The sequence below is a fragment of the Micromonospora sp. NPDC018662 genome (assembly GCF_044391475.1).
GTDB lineage: Bacteria > Actinomycetota > Actinomycetes > Mycobacteriales > Micromonosporaceae > Micromonospora.
Map to the genome: position 1 here is coordinate 179,860 of NZ_JBISAC010000009.1, position 20,664 is coordinate 200,523.

The 20,664-nt window shown below is 74.2% G+C and carries 16 protein-coding genes; 5 read left to right on the top strand and 11 right to left on the bottom strand.

What is annotated here, in order from left to right:
• Window positions 1-18 precede the first annotated feature (18 nt).
• The gene (locus ACH495_RS24250; RefSeq protein WP_396859989.1) at window positions 19-2,472 is read right to left on the bottom strand and encodes a DNA translocase FtsK; all 2,454 of its coding nucleotides are present in this window, start codon (window positions 2,470-2,472) and stop codon (window positions 19-21) included.
• A 113-nt stretch (window positions 2,473-2,585) separates the two neighbouring features.
• Here ACH495_RS24250 and ACH495_RS24255 point away from each other — a divergent pair, with 113 nt between their 5' ends.
• Both ACH495_RS24255 and ACH495_RS24260 read left to right on the top strand, forming a co-directional pair.
• The gene (locus ACH495_RS24255) at window positions 2,586-3,065 is read left to right on the top strand and encodes a YbjN domain-containing protein (RefSeq protein ID WP_396859990.1); all 480 of its coding nucleotides are present in this window, start codon (window positions 2,586-2,588) and stop codon (window positions 3,063-3,065) included.
• A complete protein-coding gene (locus tag ACH495_RS24260; protein WP_396859991.1) occupies window positions 3,062-4,639 on the top strand; it encodes a YbjN domain-containing protein in 1,578 nt (525 codons plus the stop codon). Before ACH495_RS24255 ends, ACH495_RS24260 begins: the two co-directional genes overlap by 4 nt.
• A gap of 36 nt (window positions 4,640-4,675) precedes the next feature.
• On the opposite strand, the gene ACH495_RS24265 is transcribed toward ACH495_RS24260, so the two are convergent.
• Together ACH495_RS24265 and ACH495_RS24270 are read right to left on the bottom strand one after the other, a co-directional pair.
• Complete coding sequence (locus tag ACH495_RS24265) at window positions 4,676-5,578, bottom strand: TolB family protein (RefSeq protein ID WP_396859992.1); 903 nt, start codon at window positions 5,576-5,578, stop codon at window positions 4,676-4,678.
• A 269-nt stretch (window positions 5,579-5,847) separates the two neighbouring features.
• Window positions 5,848-7,392, bottom strand: coding sequence for a S1 family peptidase (locus tag ACH495_RS24270; protein ID WP_396859993.1), 1,545 nt, complete (start codon window positions 7,390-7,392; stop codon window positions 5,848-5,850).
• Window positions 7,393-7,646: 254 nt separating this feature from the next.
• Here ACH495_RS24270 and ACH495_RS24275 point away from each other — a divergent pair, with 254 nt between their 5' ends.
• Together ACH495_RS24275 and ACH495_RS24280 are read left to right on the top strand one after the other, a co-directional pair.
• On the top strand, window positions 7,647-7,805 hold the full coding sequence (locus ACH495_RS24275; protein ID WP_396859994.1) for a lasso RiPP family leader peptide-containing protein: 159 nt from the start codon (window positions 7,647-7,649) through the stop codon (window positions 7,803-7,805).
• A gap of 41 nt (window positions 7,806-7,846) precedes the next feature.
• Window positions 7,847-9,028 (top strand): asparagine synthase-related protein, encoded by a 1,182-nt coding sequence (locus ACH495_RS24280; protein WP_396859995.1) that lies wholly within the window; start codon window positions 7,847-7,849, stop codon window positions 9,026-9,028.
• Here ACH495_RS24280 and ACH495_RS24285 read toward each other — a convergent pair whose 3' ends face one another.
• The 7 genes from ACH495_RS24285 to ACH495_RS24315 all read right to left on the bottom strand — a co-directional run bounded on the left by ACH495_RS24285 (window position 9,029) and on the right by ACH495_RS24315 (window position 18,802).
• Window positions 9,029-9,871, bottom strand: a complete 843-nt coding sequence (locus ACH495_RS24285) for a hypothetical protein (RefSeq protein ID WP_396859996.1) — start codon at window positions 9,869-9,871, stop codon at window positions 9,029-9,031.
• A 79-nt stretch (window positions 9,872-9,950) separates the two neighbouring features.
• A complete protein-coding gene (locus ACH495_RS24290; protein ID WP_396859997.1) occupies window positions 9,951-12,656 on the bottom strand; it encodes a putative Ig domain-containing protein in 2,706 nt (901 codons plus the stop codon).
• A 319-nt stretch (window positions 12,657-12,975) separates the two neighbouring features.
• The gene (locus ACH495_RS24295) at window positions 12,976-14,664 is read right to left on the bottom strand and encodes a ribonuclease J (RefSeq protein WP_396859998.1); all 1,689 of its coding nucleotides are present in this window, start codon (window positions 14,662-14,664) and stop codon (window positions 12,976-12,978) included.
• 50 nt (window positions 14,665-14,714) lie between these two features.
• A complete protein-coding gene (dapA, locus tag ACH495_RS24300) occupies window positions 14,715-15,641 on the bottom strand; it encodes a 4-hydroxy-tetrahydrodipicolinate synthase (protein ID WP_396859999.1) in 927 nt (308 codons plus the stop codon).
• A 52-nt stretch (window positions 15,642-15,693) separates the two neighbouring features.
• Entirely contained in the window at window positions 15,694-16,431 is a 738-nt protein-coding gene (thyX, locus tag ACH495_RS24305; protein WP_396860063.1) for an FAD-dependent thymidylate synthase, read from the bottom strand.
• A gap of 489 nt (window positions 16,432-16,920) precedes the next feature.
• Window positions 16,921-17,511 (bottom strand): DUF2752 domain-containing protein, encoded by a 591-nt coding sequence (locus tag ACH495_RS24310; protein WP_396860064.1) that lies wholly within the window; start codon window positions 17,509-17,511, stop codon window positions 16,921-16,923.
• Window positions 17,512-17,572: 61 nt separating this feature from the next.
• A complete protein-coding gene (locus ACH495_RS24315; protein WP_396860000.1) occupies window positions 17,573-18,802 on the bottom strand; it encodes a winged helix-turn-helix domain-containing protein in 1,230 nt (409 codons plus the stop codon).
• Window positions 18,803-18,884: 82 nt separating this feature from the next.
• Here ACH495_RS24315 and ACH495_RS24320 point away from each other — a divergent pair, with 82 nt between their 5' ends.
• The gene (locus ACH495_RS24320) at window positions 18,885-19,436 is read left to right on the top strand and encodes a GNAT family N-acetyltransferase (RefSeq protein WP_396860001.1); all 552 of its coding nucleotides are present in this window, start codon (window positions 18,885-18,887) and stop codon (window positions 19,434-19,436) included.
• On the opposite strand, the gene ACH495_RS24325 is transcribed toward ACH495_RS24320, so the two are convergent.
• Entirely contained in the window at window positions 19,335-20,648 is a 1,314-nt protein-coding gene (locus ACH495_RS24325) for a glycosyltransferase family 87 protein (RefSeq protein WP_396860002.1), read from the bottom strand. The genes ACH495_RS24320 and ACH495_RS24325 overlap by 102 nt on opposite strands.
• Window positions 20,649-20,664: the final 16 nt, after the last annotated feature.

The window sequence follows — 20,664 nt, forward strand, 5'->3', positions numbered from 1 at the left end:
CCCGTTCCGCGTGCCCGGTCAGTCCTCGCCGCCGCGCAGGCCGACCAGGACCTCCTCCAGTTCGTCCGGCTTGACCAGCACGTCGCGCGCCTTGGAGCCCTCGGACGGGCCGACCACGCCCCGGGTCTCCATCAGGTCCATCAGCCGGCCCGCCTTGGCGAAACCGACCCGCAGTTTGCGCTGGAGCATCGAGGTCGAGCCGAACTGCGAGGTGACCACCAGCTCGACGGCCTGCACCAGCAGGTCCAGGTCGTCGCCGATGTCCTCGTCGATCTTCTTCTTGCTCTCCTGTGCCGGGGCGAGCACGTCCGGACGGAACTCCGGCTCGCGCTGGTCCTTGCAGAACTTCACCACGTCGGCGATCTCGCGCTCGGTCACCCAGGCGCCCTGGATGCGCACCGGCTTCGACGCGCCCATCGGCAGGAACAGGCCGTCACCGCGGCCGAGCAGCTTCTCCGCGCCGGGCTGGTCGAGGATGACCCGGGAGTCGGCCAGCGACGAGGTGGCGAACGCCAGCCGGGACGGCACGTTCGCCTTGATCAGGCCGGTGACCACGTCCACCGAGGGGCGCTGGGTGGCCAGCACCAGGTGGATGCCGGCGGCGCGCGCCAACTGGGTGATCCGGACGACCGAGTCCTCCACGTCGCGCGGCGCGACCATCATCAGGTCGGCCAACTCGTCCACGATCACCAGCAGGTAGGGGTAGGGCCGCATCTCCCGCTCGCTGCCCGGCGGCGCCGTGATCTCGCCGTTGCGCACCTTGCGGTTGAAGTCGTCGATGTGCCGGACCCCGTTGGCGGCGAGGTCGTCGTAACGCATGTCCATCTCGCGGACGACCCAGTCCAGCGAGTCGGCCGCCTTCTTCGGGTTGGTCACGATCGGCGTGACCAGGTGCGGGATGCCCTCGTAGCCGGTCATCTCGACGCGCTTCGGGTCGATCAGCAGCAGCCGCACCTCGTCCGGCGTGGCTCTGGTCAAAATAGACACAAGCAGACTATTCAGGCACGAGCTCTTCCCAGCGCCAGTGGCGCCCGCGATCAGGATGTGCGGCATCTTCGCGAGGTTGGCCACCACGTAGCCGCCCTCGATGTCCTTGCCGAGCGCCACCACCATCGGGTGGTGGTCGCTGGTCGCGGCGCGCGACCGCAGCACGTCGCCGAGCGACACGTTCTCCGGGTCGGTGTTCGGGATCTCCACACCGACCGCGCTCTTGCCCGGGATCGGGCTGAGGATCCGCACGTCCGGCGACTTCACCGCGTACGCGATGTTGCGGGAGAGCTGAGTGATCCGCTCGACCTTGACGCCCGGCCCCAGCTCGACCTCGTAGCGGGTGACGGTCGGGCCCCGGGTGAAGCCGGTGACCTCGGCGTCCACGCCGAACTGGTCGAACACGCCGGTCAGCGCCGCGATCACCTCGTCGTTGGCCTTGCTCCGGGTCTTCGGCGCGGCCCCGGCGCCGAGCATGTTGGCCGGCGGCAGCGTGTAGTCGCCGGACAGCCCGGTGAGCGCGAGCTGCTCGGCGCGGGTGGGCAGCGGCGAGTGCTCCGGCGGCTCGGCCGGCTTGCGGTTCGCCGGCACCTTGGGCAGCTTGCGCGGCAACACGATGGTTTCCTGGAGGTCCACGCCGGCCAGCTCGTCGTCCGGGTCCAGCGGGTCCGTCGGCGGCGGGAGCCGCTTCGCCGGCCGCTTGCGCGCCGGCTTCGGCGGCGCCACCACCTCGTCGACCGGCTCGACCTCCTCCGGCGCGGCCGGGTCGGCGCGCAGCCCGAGCCGCTCCGGGATCCGGTTGATCGGCGTCGCGGTCACCACCAGCAGGCCGAACACCAGCAGCAGGAGCAGCAGCGGCATGGCCACCCAGGCGGTCACCGCCGACTTCAGCAGGTCGCCCAGGCCGGCGCCGATCAGGCCGCCCGCGTAGTCGCGCTGCACCTCGTCGACCGGGTTCTGCCCGATGTGCAGCATCGCGGCGGTGGCCAGCAGCATCGAACCCCAGCCGACCAGACCGCGACCGCGGTGCTCCGGGTCCACCGGCGTGCGCATCAACCGCCACGCGCCGATCATCAACAGCACCGGCAGCACGATGGAGATCGCCCCGAAGAAGAGGCGCACGGTGTCGGACAGGTGCCGGCCGACCGGCCCCGCGCCGCCACCCCAGATGCCCACCGCGGCGAGGATGGCCAGCCCGAAGAGGAGCAGGCCGGCCCCGTCGCGGCGGTGCTCCGGGTCGAGTTCCCGGGTGGACGCGGCCTGCCGGCCGGCGGCCCGGAACACCCAACCGACGGAGTGGGCCAGCCCCATCCACAGCGCGTTGACCGCGCCGCCGACGAACGCGGCCGGACTCGGCCCACGGGTCGGCCGCCGCCGGACCGGCTTGCGCGCCGCCTTCTTCGCCGGTTGACGGGCACGGTTGTTCGTGGAGCCACGCGGCGACGCGCCGCGCCGCCGGCTCGCCTGAGAGGTACGGCCCGCCATAGAGTCACGGTAACGGCGGTACCCGGCGGAACGCCGCTTTTCCGGGTCGCTTGCGCGTGTCGCAGCGCGGATCGGACCGTCGTTTGTGTTATTCGCCTCAGAAGGGATGCCCGATGGCGTCGCCGGAGATCGAGGACGGTCCGGACGGTCCGCTGACCGGACACCCGCAGGCACTGCGGCCGCTGACCGGCGAGCTGATCGCCGCCGTGCTGGCCCACCGAGGGTACGCGGTGGCCGAGGAGGCCGACGGCGCCCTGGTCGGCCGCTGGGAACGGAGCCTGATCTGGTTCCACCGCCGGGGCGCCGCCGGCGAGTTGCTCCAGGTGCGCACCGTCGCCGCGCACCGGTTCGGCATCGACCGGGTGCCCGGGCTGCACGCGTTCTGCAACACGTGGAACCACGACCGGCTCTGGCCCAAGGCGTACGTGCACGTCGACGACGACGGCGTCGCGCAGGTCTGCGGCGAGGTCACCACCGACCTCGAGCGCGGCGTCACCCCGCACCAGCTCGACCGGCTGATCGACTGCGGTGTCACCACCGGCTGCCAACTCGCCGCCGCGGTCGCCGACCTGCCCGGCGGGACGGTCCGGTGACCACCGCCCGCGACCGGGCGCTGGCCGCCGCGCTCGCCGACGCCCGGGACCGGCCCGACGACGAGGAACGCTGCGCCGAGCTGGACCGGATCGCCGCCCGCGCCGACGCCACCGACGACCCGCGTACCGCGCTGTCGGCACGGTTCGCGCTGGTGGAGGCGTACCTGCACCGGGGCGAGCGGTGGCGGACCGTGGAGCCGGTACGCCGCCTGCGGGCCACGCTGGCGCGGCACCCGGGCCTGCTCGACGGCCACCCCGACGAGCTGACCCGGCTGCGCCGGCACCAGCGACAGGCGGTGGAGGCGGCGTTCGGCACGCCCCGGGTCGGGCTGGACCAGATCCGGTCACTGACCGACACGCTCGCCGACGAGCTGGGCCCGGACGCCGCACCGGTCGCCGAACTGCGCTGCCGGCTCGCCGACCACCTCGGCGACGAGCCGGCCGCGCGGCGCGCGTACGAGCGGTGGACGGCCGCCGACGCGGCGGACCCGGTGGCCGGCTGCCCCGGTTGTGCCCCGGCCCGACGGGCCGAGCTGCTGGCCGGCTGGGGCGACCCGACGGCGGCGCTGGCGGCGCTGGGGCCGGGGCCGGTCGACGCGCCGGGCTGCACCGACCAACCCGAACGGTCACTGGTCGCCGGGCTGCTCCCGTGGCTGCGTACCGGTGCGGTGGTCCAGGCGGCGCGGGCGCACGCCCGCGCGTACCGCCGGCACCGTCGGGAGCGGGCCGCGTTCGGACTGCTCGCCACGCACCTGCGGTTCTGCGCGCTCGGCGGCTACCCGCACCGCGGCCTGGAGCTGCTGACCGAGCAGTTGCCCCGGCTGGACCGGCCGGCCGACGACCTGTCCGCGATGGAGTTCGCCGCGGCCGGGGCGCTGCTCTGCGGGCTGGCCGCGGAGGCCGGTCTCGGCGGGCGGCGGATCCACCGCCCCGGGCACGGGTCGCGGCCGGCGGCCGAGGTGGACGTGGCCACGCTCGGCGCGCAACTCCAGGCGTTGGCCACCGCGCTGGCCGGCAGCTTCGACGCCCGCAACGGCACCGGGCACCAGTCCGGCCGGATCGCCTCCTGGCTGGCCGAACGGCCGCTCGCCGGGCCGGTGTCGCTGGCCGCGGAGAGCGAGTTCGACGAGGAGCCGGAGGCCGATCCCGCCGAGCCCGGCCCGCCCGACCCGGAGGAGCCGGCCCCGCTGGACGCCGCGCTGCTCACCGCCGCCCTGGCGGCGCGGGGCGAGCCGTACACGGTGGAGCCGGACGGCACGCTGGCCGGCCGGTGGGGCGCGGCGACGATCCAGTTCCGCGTGCTCGGCGGGGTGCTGCACGCCCGGGTGGTGGCGGCCCGCACGCTGCCGGCCGACCGCCGCACCGAGGCGTACGCGTTCTGCAACGCCTGGAACCACGACCGCCTGCTGCCCGCCGCCTACGTGCACGAGCCCGGCGACGGGACGCTGGTGCTGGCCGCCGGCGTCACCACCGACCTGTCCTGCGGCGTCGCGCCGACCCAACTGGCCGTGCTGGTGGCCGCCGCCATCCGCACCGGCACGGCGTACGCCGAAGCGGTCGCGGCGCTGCCCTGACCTCGGCCGGGGTGGGCCGGCGTGACCCGCCGACCGCTATCCGCGCACCCGCAGCCAGTCGGTGAGTTCCGCGTCCACGTCGGCCACCGCACGCAGTCGCGATCCGTCCACCCGGGCGGTGAAGACGCGACGGGTCCCCGACGTGTCCGGATCGGACGACGCCTCGGTGGCGGTGAAGGCGACCTTCGCCCCGTTCGGGGAGAACACCGGCGCGCCGACTCCGCTCAGCGGGTTGGACCAGACGCCGGCATGCGACGACGGCCCCCCGGCGGCCGGAACGGTGAGGAACTCCGACTGGCCGGCGTAGACGATCGTCCGGCCGTCGGGCGACCAGTCCGGCGGGGCGAACTGGGCGAGCCCCTCGGTGGTCACCGCGCGGGACTCCCGGGTGGCCAGGTCGATCACGAACACGTCGCCGTCCTTGACGTATGCGATGGCGCTGCCGTCCGGAGCGAACGTGCCCGGGCCGCCGACCTGCACCAACTGGTCGTTGCCGGTGCCGTCGACGTTGATGATGTTGAGCCCGCGCTCGCCGGGCGTGCCCCAGTAGTAGGCGATCTGTCGACCGTCGGGCGACCAGTCGGGCCAGGACACCCCGCCCTGCGCGTTGGGATTGTGCACCAGGACCCGCTCCCGCGTGCCGTCGCGCGCGGTGACCAGCAGGTCTCGCGCACCGAAGCAACCCTCGGTGTCCGGGTGGCAGGGGTCGACGTCCCGGACGTAGGCGAGGCGGCCGGAGCGGCTGGCCGTGGCGTCCCGGCCGGCGCCCACCACCCCGAGCACCTGGCCCGTGACCGGGTCCAGGCGCTGTGTCGTGTCGTAGCCGGACGCCAGCAGACCTCCGCTCGGCTCGGCGGCGCTCGCCGCGGTGCCACCGAGCAGCACCTGCCCCAGCACCACCATCGCACCGACCGCCACCGCCATCACGCGCTTCGCCATGCCCACCCCCAGTTGATGTCCACACCGGAGACTAGAGGCGCACCGCCTGTCGCGCTGCCCCGTCACCGCCGAACCGTGCCACCGACGCGGCGCGGCCCCCGACCACCGGGCGGTGGGGGTGCCCGGAGGAACCGCGCCGCCGACGCGGCGCGGCCCCCGACCACCGGGCGGTGGAGGTGCCCGGAGGAACCGCGCCGCCCACGCGGCGCGGCCCCCGACCACCGGGCGGTGGAGGTCGGGGGCCGCGGTCCGTGGGCCGCCGGGCGGCGTCAGCGGGCGGAGAACGCCACCGTGTACTCGCCGGCGCCGGCCAGCCCGACGATCCGGTAGCGGTAGGCGCCGGCCGGGGTGTCGGCGGTCAGCGTGGCCATGCCGTCGGCGTTGTCGGCGCGGGCCACGGTGCGGAACGTACCGCCGGTGAAGCGTTGCAGCTCCAGGCCCACCCGGACGCCGTCCGGCGCGACGACGCAGGCCTGCTGCGCGCCGCCGGCCACCCGGAAGAAGCGGCCGTCCGGCTGCACCTGCGCGCGTCCGGCGGCGATCCGGCCGGTGCGGCTCACCTGGCCGGTGCACTCGGTGCCGGCGGCCGGCGGGGCCGGCGGCGTGCTGGCCGGCGGGGCGGTCTGGTCGCCACCGGCCGGCGGCTCCGCGGGCGCCGGCTGGCCGCCGGCGGTGACCAGCGTCAGGTTGTTGCGCTGGAGGATCTCGTTGACCGGCTGGAAGAACGTGACCCCGCCCCGGGTGCAGTCGCCGGAGCCGCCCGACGTGACGCCCTGCGCCTGGTCACCGGAGAGCCAGGCGCCGCCGGAGTCGCCCGGTTCGGCGCAGACGTCGGTCCGGGTCAGCCCGGTGACCGTCCCCTCCGGATAGTTGACTGTGGCGTTCTTGGCCTGCACCACGCCGCAGCGGGTGCCGGTGGTGGAGCCGGAGCGGCAGATCGAGGCGCCGACCGGGGCCTCGGTGGAGCCGTTCACCGGCACCGTGCCGCCGTTGAAGTCGTTCACCACGCCCTGCGGCGTCCAGTCGCCGTTGGTCTCGACCACCGCCCAGTCGTCGCCGGGGAACGACGAGGCCGCGAACGTGCCCTGGGCGACCCGGTTCGAGCCGGTGGTGCGGTCCCCCGGCCGGCCGCAGTGCCCGGCGGTGACGAAGCCGCCGACCACCGAGAAGCCGACCGAGCAGCGGCCGGCGTCGTTGATGAGGAACGCGTCGCCGCCCCGCACGTCGAACAGCGGGCGGGGGGCCTCGTCGGCGGTCCGCACCCGGACCGGGCCGGCCGTCCCGCCGGCGGCGGCGAACCGGCGGCCGGCGGCCTCCGCGCCGGGCCGGGCGACCACCACCACGGAGTTGCTGGCCACGTCGACGTACCAGCCGGCGATGTCCGGGCTCGCGTCGGCGCCGGCCGCGTCCAGCCGGGTCTTCACCGCGTCCAGCTCGGCGACGCCCCGCTGCACCCGCTTCGGCACCGCGCCGGCCGCCTCGACCCGCGCCGCGCCGGCCGCGTCGGTGACCGCCACGTTCAGCGTGGCGCCGTCGTCGCCGAGCCAGCTCCCGCCGTAGCCGGCGCCGAGTTCGGTGCGCAGCCGGGTGACCGTGCCGGCCGCCCGCCGTTCGGTCTTCAGCCGGCGTACCGCCTGGTCGCGGGTGAGCGAGAGGTCGCGGCCGAGCGCGTCCAGGACCTCCGGGGCGACGCCGTCGGCGGCGGGGGCGGCCCGCCGGGGTTCCTCACCGGCGAACGACGGCAGCGTCACCGCCGCCGTCAGTCCGGCCGCCGCCACCAGTACGCCGATGGCTGTCATCCGTCTGCGGTCCATCCGCCACGCTCCTCCCGGCCGGCGCGGGGACACGCCGACCGACCGGGAGTACGGCGACGGCCGCCGATCGGTTGAGCGCTGAGGCACCCTTTCGACGACGCGTGACCGGATGCGTGCGCAGCGCGACGAAAGCCGGCCGGGTCACGCCTTCGGGTGGATGTTCTGGACGCGCCGTATCCCCTCCGCCCCGCCTTCGATAGACAGTGCGGACAGAACTGCATCATCCACCAGGAATCGCACGGAGGACGTGAGACATGACGACACCGCAGACAACCCCGACCGACGCGCAGCAGACGGTCGTCGAGGGCTACCAGCCGCCGCGGCTGACCCGGCTCGGCACCCTGGCCGAGCTGACCCAGGGCGGCGAGCTTCCCGTCGGCGACGGGCAGGGCGGCACCGGCGCGTCCATCTGAGGACCGGGCGCACCCACGCGACACGCTCACCAGGAGCCGACATGACCGAGTCGACAGTCGACACCCGGGTGTCCGCACCCTGGCCGTCGCCGTACGAGCTGGCCACCGGGTTGGTGACCGGCGTCGAGCCGGCGGACCGGTCCGGTCCGCCGGCTCCGGTCGTCGCGTCGCCGCTGGCGGCGCTGGAGGCGGCGGTGCTGCCGGCGGTCCGCCGCGCACCGTGCCTGGTCAGCTTCTCCGGCGGCCTCGACTCGTCAGTGGTGCTGGCCGTGGCCGCCCGGGTGGCCGCCCGGCACGGCCTGCCCGCGCCGGTGCCGGTGACCTGGCGCTTCACCGGGGCGCCGGCGGCTGACGAGTCGGGCTGGCAGGACCGCATCATCGATGCGCTGGGCCTGCGGGACCACTGGCAGATCCTGCGCGCGGACGACGACCTGGACCTGGTCGGCCCGGTGGCGCAACGGTTCCTGCACCGCTTCGGCGTGTGCCACCCCCTGAACACCCACCTGCACCTGCCGATCGTCGAGCTGGCGGCCGGCGGGTCGATGCTGACCGGTGGCGGCGGCGACCAGATCCTCGCCGGTTGGCGGCCTCCGCTGCCGGCCTCGCCGTACCGTCGGCTGCGCCGCCGGGCGGCCCGGGTACGGGCCCGGTGGCGCCGGGCGCCGTCGGGCGCCGACCGGTTCCCGTGGCTGCGGCCGGCGGCGGCGCAGGAGGTGCTGCACCGGCACCGGGCCGAACGGCGGGCCGAGCCGACCCGGCTGGACCGGCGGATGGCCTGGCACCTGCGCCGCCGTGACCTGCGGCTCACGGTGGCCTCGTTCGACCGGATGGGTGCCAACCACGCGGTGCTGGTCCGGCACCCGTTCCTCGATCCGGGGTTCGTGGCGGCGCTCGCCGCCACCGCCGGTCACCGCCGTGGCGTGGCCCGCCGCGACCTGCTCGCCGAGGTGGCGGACGGCCATCTGCCCTCGCTGCTGTTCCAGCGGCAGGGCAAGGCGCACTTCCTGGACGTGTTCCTGCGCGCGCCGACCCGCGAGTTCGTGCGGAGCTGGGACGGCGGCGGCGTGGACGAGTCGGTGGTGGATCCGGCCGCGCTGCGCGCGGTCTGGAGCCGGTGGCCGATCCCGGAATGCACCGCCGGGCTGGTACAGCACCTGTGGTTGCGGCAGCATCCACCGGCGCCCCGCGCCCCCGCCCCGCAGGGGTTGGCCGGCGACCGCTGATCAGGCCGGCCGGCCCGCCGTGGCGAGGTCGGCGGTCCCGGTGACCGATACGATCAGCCGCCACGTCCGCTCCAGGGCGGCCCAGTCCCGGGGCCGGGTCAGTTCCCAGGCCGGCAGCGCCGCCAGGGCGAGCAGCGCGGCCGGGTCGGACGGCAACTGCGGCCAGGACCGCTCGGCGGCGAGCCGGCCCAGCGCGTCCATTGCGGACAGCCGGGTCACCGCCGGCTCGTCACCCCAGCGCAGGAAGAACCAGCCGGCCAGCGGCGCGCGGACGGCGATCGGCGGCAGCGGCACCCGGGTCCGGCTGCCCGACCGGGCGGTCCGGCCGGCCAGGGCCGCGCCGGGCACCGGCTGCCGCAGGTCGATGCAGCGCGGCCCGGCGAAGACCGCGCCGTCGTGCACCACCGCCACGTCGTCGGCCAGCACCGGCACGTCCCGGGCGGCGAGCGCCGCGAGCAGGCTGCTCTTGCCGGCGGTACGCGGACCGAGCACCGCGTACGCGCGCCCGTGCCGGACGAACGCGCCGGCGTGGAACGTCTCCCGCCCCGCCCACCGGTTCACCACCACGGCCGGTGGCGCCAGGTAGGGGTGGGCGAGCAGGTCCGGCGTCAACGGCGGCCCGTGGAACGTGGCCGTGCCGCTGCGCCGGTCGACGGTGAGGTGCCGTCCGTCGGCGAGCAGGCGCACCTGCCGCCATCGGTCCAGCGGCACCTCGGTGGGGCGCGGGCCGTCGTGCTGGCGGATCGTCACCTCGGGCAGGTCTTCCCCGGGCTCGGCCGGCATCAGGTCGGTGACGTCGTCCAGCCCGTGGACCCGGAGCCCGTAGGCGAATCGTCCGGTCATCTGCTTCCCTGTCGGTGCGGTGGCGCGACGTGGCGGTGCGGGTGACGCCGGAGCGTCACCCGCACCGCGTGTCATCCGGTCAGCGGACCGTACCGCTGATCACGTGCGACGGCGTGAGCTTCGCGGAACCCGGCGTGACCTTCCGCAGGTGTCCCTTGCCGTTGGCGGACATCGCCACCGCGGGTGAGGGCACCGGCCCGCCGAGCGCGTCGGCGTCCCAGCCGACCCAGAACGGTCCCGGCGTCTCGATGCGCAGCCAGAGCGCCACGTTTGTCGACACGCCCGGGCCGAGACCGCCGAGGTCCAGCGGAACGGTCAGCGTGGTGAACAGGCCACCACCGGGCGGGTCGGTGGCCGGCGCGTCCATCCGCAGGTTGTTCACGGTCACCACGGTCGCGTTGCTCAACGTGACCGAACTGGTCGGCGTGGACGGGTTGATCACCCGGAGGTTGCCGTGCGGCGACGGCGTGGGGCCGTTCGGCTTCGGTGCGCCGTTGACCTGGCTGAGGGCAGTGATCCGCAGCCGTGCCTGGGTGATGGCGGAGGTGGACGACCGGTTGGTGAGCCGGAACCGGAGGATGATGGTGTTGCCGCTCACCACCCGGTTCGGCGCGGCCGCGTTGGAGACGTCCGGGTCCAGCCGGGTGGACTGGAGGACGTCGTTCTGCTGGTAGGTGCCGAGCGTGTTGCGGGGGCTCGGGCTGCCCAGCGCGGACGGCACCCCGTTGATCGGGCCGAGCACGGTGGCCACCAGCCGGAAGTCGTTCCGGGTGTTGCCGGTGTCGACCAGTTGGCCGTTCTCCTCGATGCGGCCCCAGGCGTGGGTGACGTACGGCGGGCTGCTGAACGCCGGCAACGCGGTGCCCTGGAAGAAGCCGGGCGCGGACCCGGCGGCGTCGGTCACCGTGCCGGGCACGTCCGGCGCCACCAGGCGGAATCCGCCGTCGGTGGGCCCGAGGTTGTCCACCACCAGGTCGGGCAGGATGTTGTTCAGCGAGTAGTCGGATCCGGCGACGAGATAGCCCCGCCGGGCCGGCAGCGGCCGGGCGCTGGCCGGGATGGTCAGGCTGAACCCACCCGGCGCCTGGATCTTGAACCCGGCGATCGGCACGTCGAGCGGCAGGTTGCTGCGCAGGCCGATGAACTGGTCCTTGTTACCGGCGGTGCCGGACTGGGCGAACTGGCCGATGATGACCTGGCCGGGCACCGCCCGGACGTCCACGATGACGGTGTTGGAGTCGACCACCGCGTTGGTGTTGCTGGAGTTGTACTCCACCCGGAAGTTGTTCAGCCCGAACGCCGGCAGGATGATCTCGAAGTCGGCGGCGTTCAACGTCACCGGGAACGTGCCGAGCGGCCGGTCGGTGCCGTTGGGCAGCACGTCGATCGCGGTGACGGTGCCCTCGGCGAGGCCCGGGCCGATCCGCACGTGGAAGGAGCTCGGCGTGCCGAAGTTGGCCAGCGCGCTGTCGACGGTCAGGGTGACCACGCTGGCCGGCTGGACGATCAGCCGGAACTGCTGGGTGTCGCTGAGCCCGAACGCGTCGGTCACCCGCAGCGTGAACGGGTAGGCCCCGGCCGTGGTGGGTCGCCCGGAGAGCAGCCCGGTGGCGGGGTTGAGCGTCAGCCCCGGCGGCAACGTGCCGGTGACTGACCAACTGAACGGGGCGGTGCCGCCGACCACTGTGAACTGGTCGGAGTAGATCGCGCCGACCTCGGCCAGCGGCGGCGCCGCGTTCTGCAGCGACGGCGCCTGGCGGATCTCCAGCGTCACCAGCCGGCTGGCCTGCTGGCCTGCCGAGTCCACCACCCGCACCACGAACGGGTACTGGCCGGCGATGGTCGGCACTCCGCTCAGGGTGCCGTTTGTGGTGTTCAGCGTGAGCCCCGGGGGCAGGCTCCCGGAGACGATCGACCAGACGAACGGCGGCACCCCGCGGCTGACGCCGAAGTTGGTCACGTACGCCACCCCGACCGCGCCGGGCGACGGCGTGGTGAACGACAGCGTCGGCGACACGTTCGCGGTCACCGCGAACGACAGCGGCGACTCCGGTCCGGTGCCGAGCGCGGTCCGGGCGGCCACCGTGAACCGGTAGGTGGTGCCGGCGATCAGGCCGGTGATCTCCGCCGTGGTGGCCGGGCCGACCGTCTGGCTCGCCTGCCGCACGCCGCCGACGTACGGGGTGATCACCCAGTTGGTCACCGGGGAGCCGCCGTCGGAGCCGGGGGTCCAGCTCAGCAGCGCGGTGGTGCTGTTCACGCTGACCGCGATGATGGTCGGCGCGGCCGGCAGCGCGAGCACCTTGGCGGGCGCCGAGTGCGGGCTGGCCGGGCCGGTCCCGACCGCGTTGCGGGCGGCCACCGTGAACGTCCACGACCCCTTGCCGGACGACAGCCGCAGGGTGCGGGTGGTGGCCGTGCCGTCGAACGAGACCGGCTTGGCCGCCTTCTTGCCGCGGTGCGGCGTCACCACGTACCCGGTGATGGCGCTGCCGTGGTCGGTGGGCGCCTGCCAGGCGACCACCGCGAGGGTGCCACGGTGGCCGGCGCGCGGCTTCTTCGGCGCGGCCGGCGCGGAGGGCTTGACCAGCGGTCCGGTCCGGACGGTCGGCCGGGACGACGTGGTGGACGCGGCCGAGGTGGCCGGCTTCGCCGAGGCGGCGTGGTTCTCCGCCGCGGCGGCGGGTCTTGCCGAGACGGGTGCGGGTGGTGACAGCACCGACAGGACGAGCGCGCCGGCGAGAGCCGGTGCGGCCCAGACGCGCAGGCGGGACAATGAGGACATCGAACCCTACCTTTCTGCGGGATCGACGGGCACGCCCATGAGCGCGCCGGAGGCGAATGAGTGGGAAGAAGGAGAAAGGCATTCACGACAGGGAATCTGGCGTGCCCTATTCTTCTACCACGCCGGCCCGTCGAAGCGATAGCGACCTGTCGCTGTTTCCGCAGGTCAGAGCGCTTTTGATCGGCCTAGATAGCCAATTTACGAACACGCTGTCCGCATAACGAAATGGTCCGTAAATCAACCTCGTCGGGCCCCACGAAAAGGCCCCGCGGCACCCTCAGGTGCCGCGGGGCCGCCACGGGAACGTGGCCGGTCGGGATCAGACCTCGACGACGGTCGGGACGATCATCGGGCGACGGCGGTACGCGTCGTTGACCCAGCGGCCGACCGTCCGGCGGACGATCTGCTGGAGCTGGTGCGGGTCGGTGATGCCGTCCGCGGCGGCCCGGTTCAGCGCCTCGGTGACCAGCGGGATCACCGGGTTGAACGCGGCCGGGTCCTCGGAGAAGCCCTTCGCCGAGACGGTCGGCCCGGCGACCACCTTGCCGGTGACCGAGTCGACCACCACTGTGGTCGCGATGAAGCCACCGTCGCCGAGGATCCGGCGCTCGGTCAGCAGCGACTCGCTGACGTCGCCCACGGCGAGGCCGTCGACGTAGACGTACCGGCTCTTCACGCGCCCGACCAGGCTGGCCCGGCCCTCGACCAGGTCGACCACGTCGCCGTCCTCGCAGAGCACCACCCGGTCCGGCGCGACGCCGGACTCGATGCCGAGGCGGGCGTGCGCGCGCAGGTGCCGCCACTCGCCGTGCACCGGCATCAGGTTGCTCGGCCGCACCACGTTGAGCAGGTAGAGCAGCTCGCCGGCCGGGGCGTGCCCGGAGACGTGCACCTTCGCGACGTCCTTGTGCACCACCACCGCGCCGGCCCGGGCCAGCCGGTTGATCACCCGGTAGACCGAGGTCTCGTTGCCGGGCACCAGCGACGAGGCCAGCACCACGGTGTCGCCCGGCGCGATGGTGATGTGCCGGTGGTCGCCGCTGGCCATCCGGCCCAACGCGCTCATCGGCTCGCCCTGCGAACCGGTGGACATCAGCACGATCCGCTCGGGCGGCAGGTTGGTGGCCTCCTCGATGCCGACCACCAGGCCGGCCGGGATGTTGAGCAGGCCCAGGTCGCGGGCGATCCCCATGTTGCGGACCATGGACCGACCGATCAGCGCCACCTTGCGACCGTGCTCGGCGGCCGAGTCGAAGACCTGCTGCACCCGGTGCACGTGCGAGGCGAACGAGGCGACGATGATCCGCCCCTTGGCCTTCGCGAAGATCGAGTCGAGCACCGGCCCGATCTCCCGCTCCGGCGTGACGAAGCCGGGGATCTCCGCGTTGGTGGAGTCGGAGAGCAGCAGGTCGACGCCCTCGGCGCCGAGCCGGGCGAAGCCGGCCAGGTCGGTGATCCGCCCGTCCAGCGGGAGCTGGTCCATCTTGAAGTCGCCGGTGTGCAGCACCAGGCCGGCCGGGGTGCGGATGGCCACCGCCAGCGCGTCCGGGATCGAGTGGTTCACCGCGAAGAACTCGCACTCGAACGGGCCCAGCCGCTCCCGGCCGCCCTCCCGCACGGTAAGCGTGTACGGCTGGATGCGCCGCTCGGCCAGCTTCGCCTCGACCAGCGCCAGCGTGAACTGGGACCCGACCAGCGGGATGTCCGGCTTGTGGGCGAGCAGGTACGGCACCGCGCCGATGTGGTCCTCGTGGCCGTGGGTGAGCACGATCGCCTGCACGTCGGCAAGCCGGTCCAGGATCGGACCGAAGTCGGGCAGGATCAGGTCCACACCCGGCTGCTCGACGTCGGGGAAGAGCACCCCGCAGTCGACGATCAGCAGCTTGCCGTCGTACTCGAAGACGGTCATGTTCCGGCCGATGGCGCCGAGTCCGCCGAGCGGGATGATCCGCAGGCCGCCTTCCGGCAGCGGCGGGGGCAGCTCACCCTCGATGTGCGCCTCGGTCACGCGTCACCTCATTCTGCGACGCCGCGGGCGGCGTCCGTCGTGTCGTTGAATCATTCGGGCAGGGGCAGGCCCGCCGCGGCGCAGTCGACGCGCAGCTGGGCCAGTTCGTCGCCGGTGGCTTCCACCAGCGGCGGTCGCACCGGGCCGGCCGGCAGGCCCAGGGCGGTCAGGCCGGCCTTGACCAGGATCGTGCCCTGGGTGCGGAAGATACCGGTGTAGAGCGGCAGCAGCCGCCGGTGCAGGGCGAGCGCGCCGGCATGGTCGCCCGCCTCGAACGCCTCGATCATCTGCTGGGTCGCCACGCCGGTGAAGTGCGTGGACGTGCCGACCACGCCGACCGCGCCGACCGCCAGGGCGGGCAGGGTCAGCGCGTCCTCGCCGCTGTAGAACGCGAGGTCGCTGCGGGCCAGCACCTCCGACGTCGCGATCAGGTCGCCCTTGGCGTCCTTGACCGCGACGATCCGCCCGTGCTCGGCGAGCCGGACCAGCGTGTCGGTGGCGATCGCGACGCCGGAGCGGTGCGGGATGTCGTAGAGCATGACCGGTAGCCCGGTGGCGTCCGCGACGGTGGTGAAGTGGTGCAGCAGCCCGGCCTGCGGCGGCTTGTTGTAGTACGGCGTGACCACGAGCAGGCCGTGCGCGCCGGCCTTCTCGGCCTGCGCGGCCAGCTCGACGGTGTGCCGGGTGTCGTTGGTGCCCACCCCGGCGACGATCCGGGCCCGGTCGCCGACCGCCTCGACCACGGCGCGGATCAGCGTCTCCTTCTCCGCGTCGGTGGTGGTCGGCGACTCACCGGTGGTGCCGTTGAGCACCAGCGCGTCGTTGCCCTGCTCGTCGACGAGGTGCCGGGCCAGCCGGGCGGCGCCGTCGGGGTCGAGCGCGCCGTCGGGGGTGAACGGCGTCACCATGGCCGTGATCACCCGCCCGAACGGGCGCGACGCGCCGCGGTCCGGGGCGGCGGAGTGGTCGTGCGTCATGTTCACAACCTAGCGGACGACCACCGGTGCCCCGGCGGCGAAGGGAGACGACTCACTCCGCGTGCGGCGACGCCGCCACCTCGGTGCCGTCCGGCAGCGTGGTGATCACGTAGTCGGCGAAGACGTTCGGCGCGACGCCCTGGAGCTGCCGCAGGCACTCGATCGCCAGCTCACGGATCTCCACGTCGGCGTGCTCGGTGGCGCGCATCGCGATGAAGTGCCGCCACGCCCGGTAGTTGCCGGTCACCACGATCCGGGTCTCGGTCGCGTTGGGCAGCACGGCCCGGGCCGCCTGCCGGGCCTGCTTGCGGCGCAGCGTCGGGTTGGGCTCGTCGGTGAAGCGGGCCTCCAACCCCTCCAGCAGATCGGTGTACGCCCGCACCGCCGCCTCGGACGCCTCGACGAACTTCTTGTGCAGCTCCGGATCATCGGCGATCACCGCCGGCTCGACCATCGCGGCGTCCCGCTCCGGCACGTAGCGCTGGGAGAGCTGCGAGTAGGAGAAGTGCCGGTGCCGGATCAGCTCGTGCGTGAACGAGCGGGAGACGCCGCTGAAGTAGAAGCTCACCGAGCCGTGCTCCAACACGCTCAGGTGGCCCACCTCCAGGATGTGCGCCAGGTAGCCGGCGTTCGTCGCGGTGGCCGGGTTCGGCTTCTTCCAGCTCTGGTAGCAGGCCCGGCCGGCGAACTCGGCGAGCGCCTGCCCACCGTCGGCGTCGGTCGACCACGGCACGTCGTCCGGCGCCTGGAACTGGGTCCACGCGATCAGCTTGACCTGGGGCTGCACCATCTCCGGCATGCCGAGGACTGTAGTTGCCCGTCGTCCGGCGCGGAAATCGGGCACGCGGCCCGGGCGGCGCTGTCGCCGCGCCGGCTTCGAGATCCCGCGGCCCCATGCTCCCCGCCGGCCCGCCTCTGGAGCTGAGTCGTTGGCGATAGCACCGACCCGGCGGCACAGCCCCGGGGCTCGGCTCGGCTCGGCTCGGCTCGGCTCGGCTCGGCTCCAAGATCTTGGAAGCGAATGGCCCCTCCAGGGGCCTTTTTCCACCAAGATCTCCGCTGGTCTCATTTATTGGAACATCATTCTCAGATTGCGGAAGTCCCATCGGTACCGACGGCCGCTGGGCGCGATGGCGACGGCGACGGCGACGGCGCGAGCCGAGCCCGGCGGCGGACGGCGGTGCGCGACGACGAGGCTCGCGATGGCGCTGGCGACTCAGCTCGACAGGGCAGCCAGCAGAAGGCCTTCCGGCCGAGCACCGGCCGCTCCGGCGGGCGGTCAGACGTAGAGCGAGGGGAACGGGGCCCAGGGCAGGTTGCGGACCACCGAGAAGACCGCCCAGGCGGCCAGGAACCCGCCGAGCACCTTCGGGCTGAACTGCGGCTCGGGCAGTCGCCAGCCGAACGCCCGGTTGCCCGCCCAGGCGACGAAGAGCCAGGCCAGGAACGGCAACGCGAAGACGAAGAGGAAGTGGTGCCGGGCGGCGGCCGGCAGGTCGCCGTGCAGCACGAACCACAGGGCGCGGGTGCCGCCGCAGCCCGGACAGTCGAGCCCGGTGGTGAGCTTGAGCAGGCAGGTCGGCCGGGCGTCCGGGTCGCTCTGGGTGGGATCGCTGATCAACGCGTAGGTCATGCCGAGGCCGACGCAGCCCAGCGCGGCCAGCGGCACCGCCCAGCGCGGCGCGCGGGCGTGCAGGCGCAACACCAGCCGGGTGAAGCGATCCGGCTCGACCGGCTGGTAGGCCACCCCGACCGGCCACGCCCCCGGCCCGGCGTGCCCGTCCGACGCCGCGTGACCGTAGGGCTCGGCGTGCCCGTGGGGCCCGGCGTGACCGGGCGCCGGCGCGTGCCCGGACGGCGCAGCGGGCATGGGCGGCGCGTCCGTCTGCGGGTCGGGTGCGGTAGCGGGCCGGTCGACGCTCGTCACGAGCTCACCGTACACCGGCCACGCCCACCAGCGCGGCGGCCAGCGGGGCGGCCAGGTCGCCGGCCGCGGGCGGGGCGACCGCGTCCAGGCCGAGCCAGCCGGCGAGCCGGTAGAGCTCGGCGGCGAGCGCCACGGCCGTCTCCCCCGGGTCGGCGCCCGGCTCGACCCATGCCGCCGGCACCAGCAGGACGCCGGCCTTCCGGTCGGCCTTGAGGTCGACCCGGGCGGTGAACCGCTCGCCCTGCCGGAACGGCAGCACGTAGTAGCCGTGGACCCGCTGGGGCGCCGGCACGTAGATCTCGATCCGGTAGGTGAAGCCGAAGAGCCGCTCCGCGCGGGCCCGCTCCCAGACCAGCGGGTCGAACGGGCTGACCAGCGTGTTGCCCCGCACCCAGCGGGGCAACCGGGCGTCGGCGTGCAGGTAGGCCGGCTGCCGCCAGCCCGGGACGGTGACCGGCGTCAGCTCGCCCGCCTCGACCAGCTCGGCGATCGCCTGCCGGGCCCCGGCCACCGGCAGGCGGAAGTAGTCACGCAGCTCCGGCTCGGCGGCGACGCCCGAGGCCCGGGCCGCGATCGCCACCAGCGTGCGGTGGGCCTCGGCGTCGGTGGGGGTGGGCGCGTCCAGCACGGCCGCCGGCAGCACCCGCTCGGGCAGGTCGTAGCGGCGGGCGAACGAGTTGGTGCGGTCGGCCGCGGTGACCTCGCCGGCCCAGAACAGGAACTCCAGCGCCCGCTTCACGGCGGACCAGTTCCACCCCCAGTTGCCGGTCTCCCGGGGCGCGTCGTGCTCGATCTCGGCCGCGGTGAGCGGCCCCCGGGCGGCCACCTCGTCGCGCACCCACGCCACCAGCTCGGGCTGCTCCTGGGCGATCCGGCGCATCCCGCCCCAGGCGTCGTCGCGCGCCTTGGCCATCCGCCAGCGCAGCGCCGGGTGCAGCCCGACCGGGACCAGCGACGCCTCGTGCGCCCAGTATTCGAACAGCTCGCGGGGGCGCTGGTAGGCGGCGGTGTCGAGCAGTGCGGTCGGGTAGGGCCCGAGCCGGCTGTAGAGCGGCAGGTAGTGGGCGCGCTGGAGCACGTTGACCGAGTCCATCTGGATCAGCCCGACCCGGTCGAGCACCCGGCGCAGGTGCCGGCGGGTGGGCACGCCGGTGGGCGTCGGGTCGGCGAAGCCCTGGGCGGCCAGGGCGACCCGGCGGGCCTGGGCGAGCGAGAGCGATTCCGGTGCGGCCATCGTCGGCGACCCTAATCCACTCCTACGACGCGGACGGAGCGGCGGCTGGACCGGTCGCCCGCCGGGGCATACAACTGGACGGGTGCCCACCATCCGACCGGAGGAGCCGGACGACGCCGAGGCGATCGCCCGGGTGCACATCCACGGCTGGCAGGCCGGGTACGCCGGCATCATGCCGGACGAGGTGCTGCGCCGGCTCAACCCGGCCGCCTGGGCGCAGCGCCGTCGCGAGCTCGGCACCGCCGACCCGGAGCATCCGTTCACCACGCTGGTCGCCGAGACCGACGGCCAGGTCACCGGGTTCACCACGTTCGGGCCGTACCGGAACAACCAGGACCGGGGCGACCTCGACCCGGCGTACGGCGAACTGCTGGCGATCTATCTGGAGCCCGCGCACTGGGGTTCGGGCACCGGCCGGGCGCTGCTCGCGGCCGCCCGGGCCGGCCTGGTCGCGCGGGGCTGGACCGAGTATCGGCTCTGGGTGCTCGCCGACAACGCCCGGGCCCGCCGCTTCTACGAGCGGGCCGGGCACTCACCGGACGGCGAGGAGTCCGCCTACCCGGTGCCGCTGCACGGTGGGCGCGACCCGGTCCTGCTCCGCGAGCTGCGCTACACCGCCCGGCTCGACCGCTGACCCGGCCGGCCCGGCGACGCCCGCCGGCCCCTCGCTCCCGGTCGGGACGGCCCAGCGGCGGATCGGCAGGCCGAGCAGCAGCGCCAGGCTGATCCACACGTAGGTGTTGCTGCCGAGGAAGCCGTCCACGCCGGTGAAGTCCTTCTCCCAGGACCAGACGATCCGGCTGCACAGCAGCGCGTACCCGATCAGCGCGGCGGCCAGCAGCAGACGGCGCCGCCGGCTGCGGGCGGACGCCGCCATGCCGTTGTCGACCAGCAGGATCAGCCCCGGCAGCAGCCAGACCAGGTGGTGCACCCAGGTCACGGGGCTGACCAGGCACATCACCGCACCGGTCAGGGCCAGGCCGGTGGCCTCGTCGCGGGCGGCCACCGCGGCCCGGCACCGCCAGCCCCAGACCGCCAGCGTGGCCAGCACGAGCACCAGCCAGGCCACGGTGCTCGGATGCTCCGGGTCGAGCCGGGCGACCACCCCGCGCAGCGACTGGTTGGAGACGAACGCCAGCTCACCGACCCGGTCGGTGTTCCACAGCGCCTCGGTCCAGAACTCCCGGGAGGCGTCCGGGAAGAGCCCGGCGGCGACCAGGGTGGCGACGGCGGCCGAGCCGACCGCTGTCGCGGCGGCCCGCCAGCGGCCGGTGACCAGCAGGTAGACGATGAAGATGCCGGGGGTCAGCTTGATCGCGGTGGCCAGGCCGATGCCCACCCCGGCCCAGCGGTTGCCGGCCGGCAGCAGCCGGAGCAGGTCCACCGCCACCAGGAACAGCAGCAGCATGTTGACCTGACCGAAGTTGACCGTCTCGCGCATCGGCTCGTACGCGGCGGCCAGGCAGAGCGCGACCGCGAGCGTGAACCACCGGGTCCAGCCGGACCGGCGGGCCACCGGGTCCAGCAGCCACCACATCACCACGGCGCTGACCACCACCGTCGCCGCCACGCTCACCACGATCGCCGCGCCCCACGGCAGGTACGCCATGGGCAGCATGACCAGCGCCGCGAACGGCGGGTAGGTGAAGCCGTACTGGGTGCCGGCCTTGAGGAAGTCGTAGATCTCGCCGCCGTCGCGGACCCAGTAGGTGAGCGCGCCGTAGTAGACCCTCAGGTCGAAGAAGCCGTGCCGCACCGCCGCCACGGAGAGGAACACGGTGACCGCCGCGGCGAGCGCCGCCACGGCCACGACCTGCGCGGTCGTCCGCCCGGCACCCTGCGCCACCGTCCTCCTCCTCGCC

Coding starts and splice junctions, on each gene's coding strand:
- ACH495_RS24285 (WP_396859996.1), bottom strand. CDS start 9,871: ATGACCGGACGATTCGCCTACGGGCTCCGGGTCCACGGGCTGGACGAC.
- ACH495_RS24280 (WP_396859995.1), top strand. CDS start 7,847: ATGACCGAGTCGACAGTCGACACCCGGGTGTCCGCACCCTGGCCGTCG.
- ACH495_RS24275 (WP_396859994.1), top strand. CDS start 7,647: ATGACGACACCGCAGACAACCCCGACCGACGCGCAGCAGACGGTCGTC.
- ACH495_RS24270 (WP_396859993.1), bottom strand. CDS start 7,392: ATGGACCGCAGACGGATGACAGCCATCGGCGTACTGGTGGCGGCGGCC.
- ACH495_RS24255 (WP_396859990.1), top strand. CDS start 2,586: ATGGCGTCGCCGGAGATCGAGGACGGTCCGGACGGTCCGCTGACCGGA.
- thyX (WP_396860063.1), bottom strand. CDS start 16,431: ATGGTGCAGCCCCAGGTCAAGCTGATCGCGTGGACCCAGTTCCAGGCG.
- dapA (WP_396859999.1), bottom strand. CDS start 15,641: ATGACGCACGACCACTCCGCCGCCCCGGACCGCGGCGCGTCGCGCCCG.
- ACH495_RS24265 (WP_396859992.1), bottom strand. CDS start 5,578: ATGGCGAAGCGCGTGATGGCGGTGGCGGTCGGTGCGATGGTGGTGCTG.
- ACH495_RS24310 (WP_396860064.1), bottom strand. CDS start 17,511: ATGCCCGCTGCGCCGTCCGGGCACGCGCCGGCGCCCGGTCACGCCGGG.
- ACH495_RS24250 (WP_396859989.1), bottom strand. CDS start 2,472: ATGGCGGGCCGTACCTCTCAGGCGAGCCGGCGGCGCGGCGCGTCGCCG.
- ACH495_RS24315 (WP_396860000.1), bottom strand. CDS start 18,802: ATGGCCGCACCGGAATCGCTCTCGCTCGCCCAGGCCCGCCGGGTCGCC.
- ACH495_RS24290 (WP_396859997.1), bottom strand. CDS start 12,656: ATGTCCTCATTGTCCCGCCTGCGCGTCTGGGCCGCACCGGCTCTCGCC.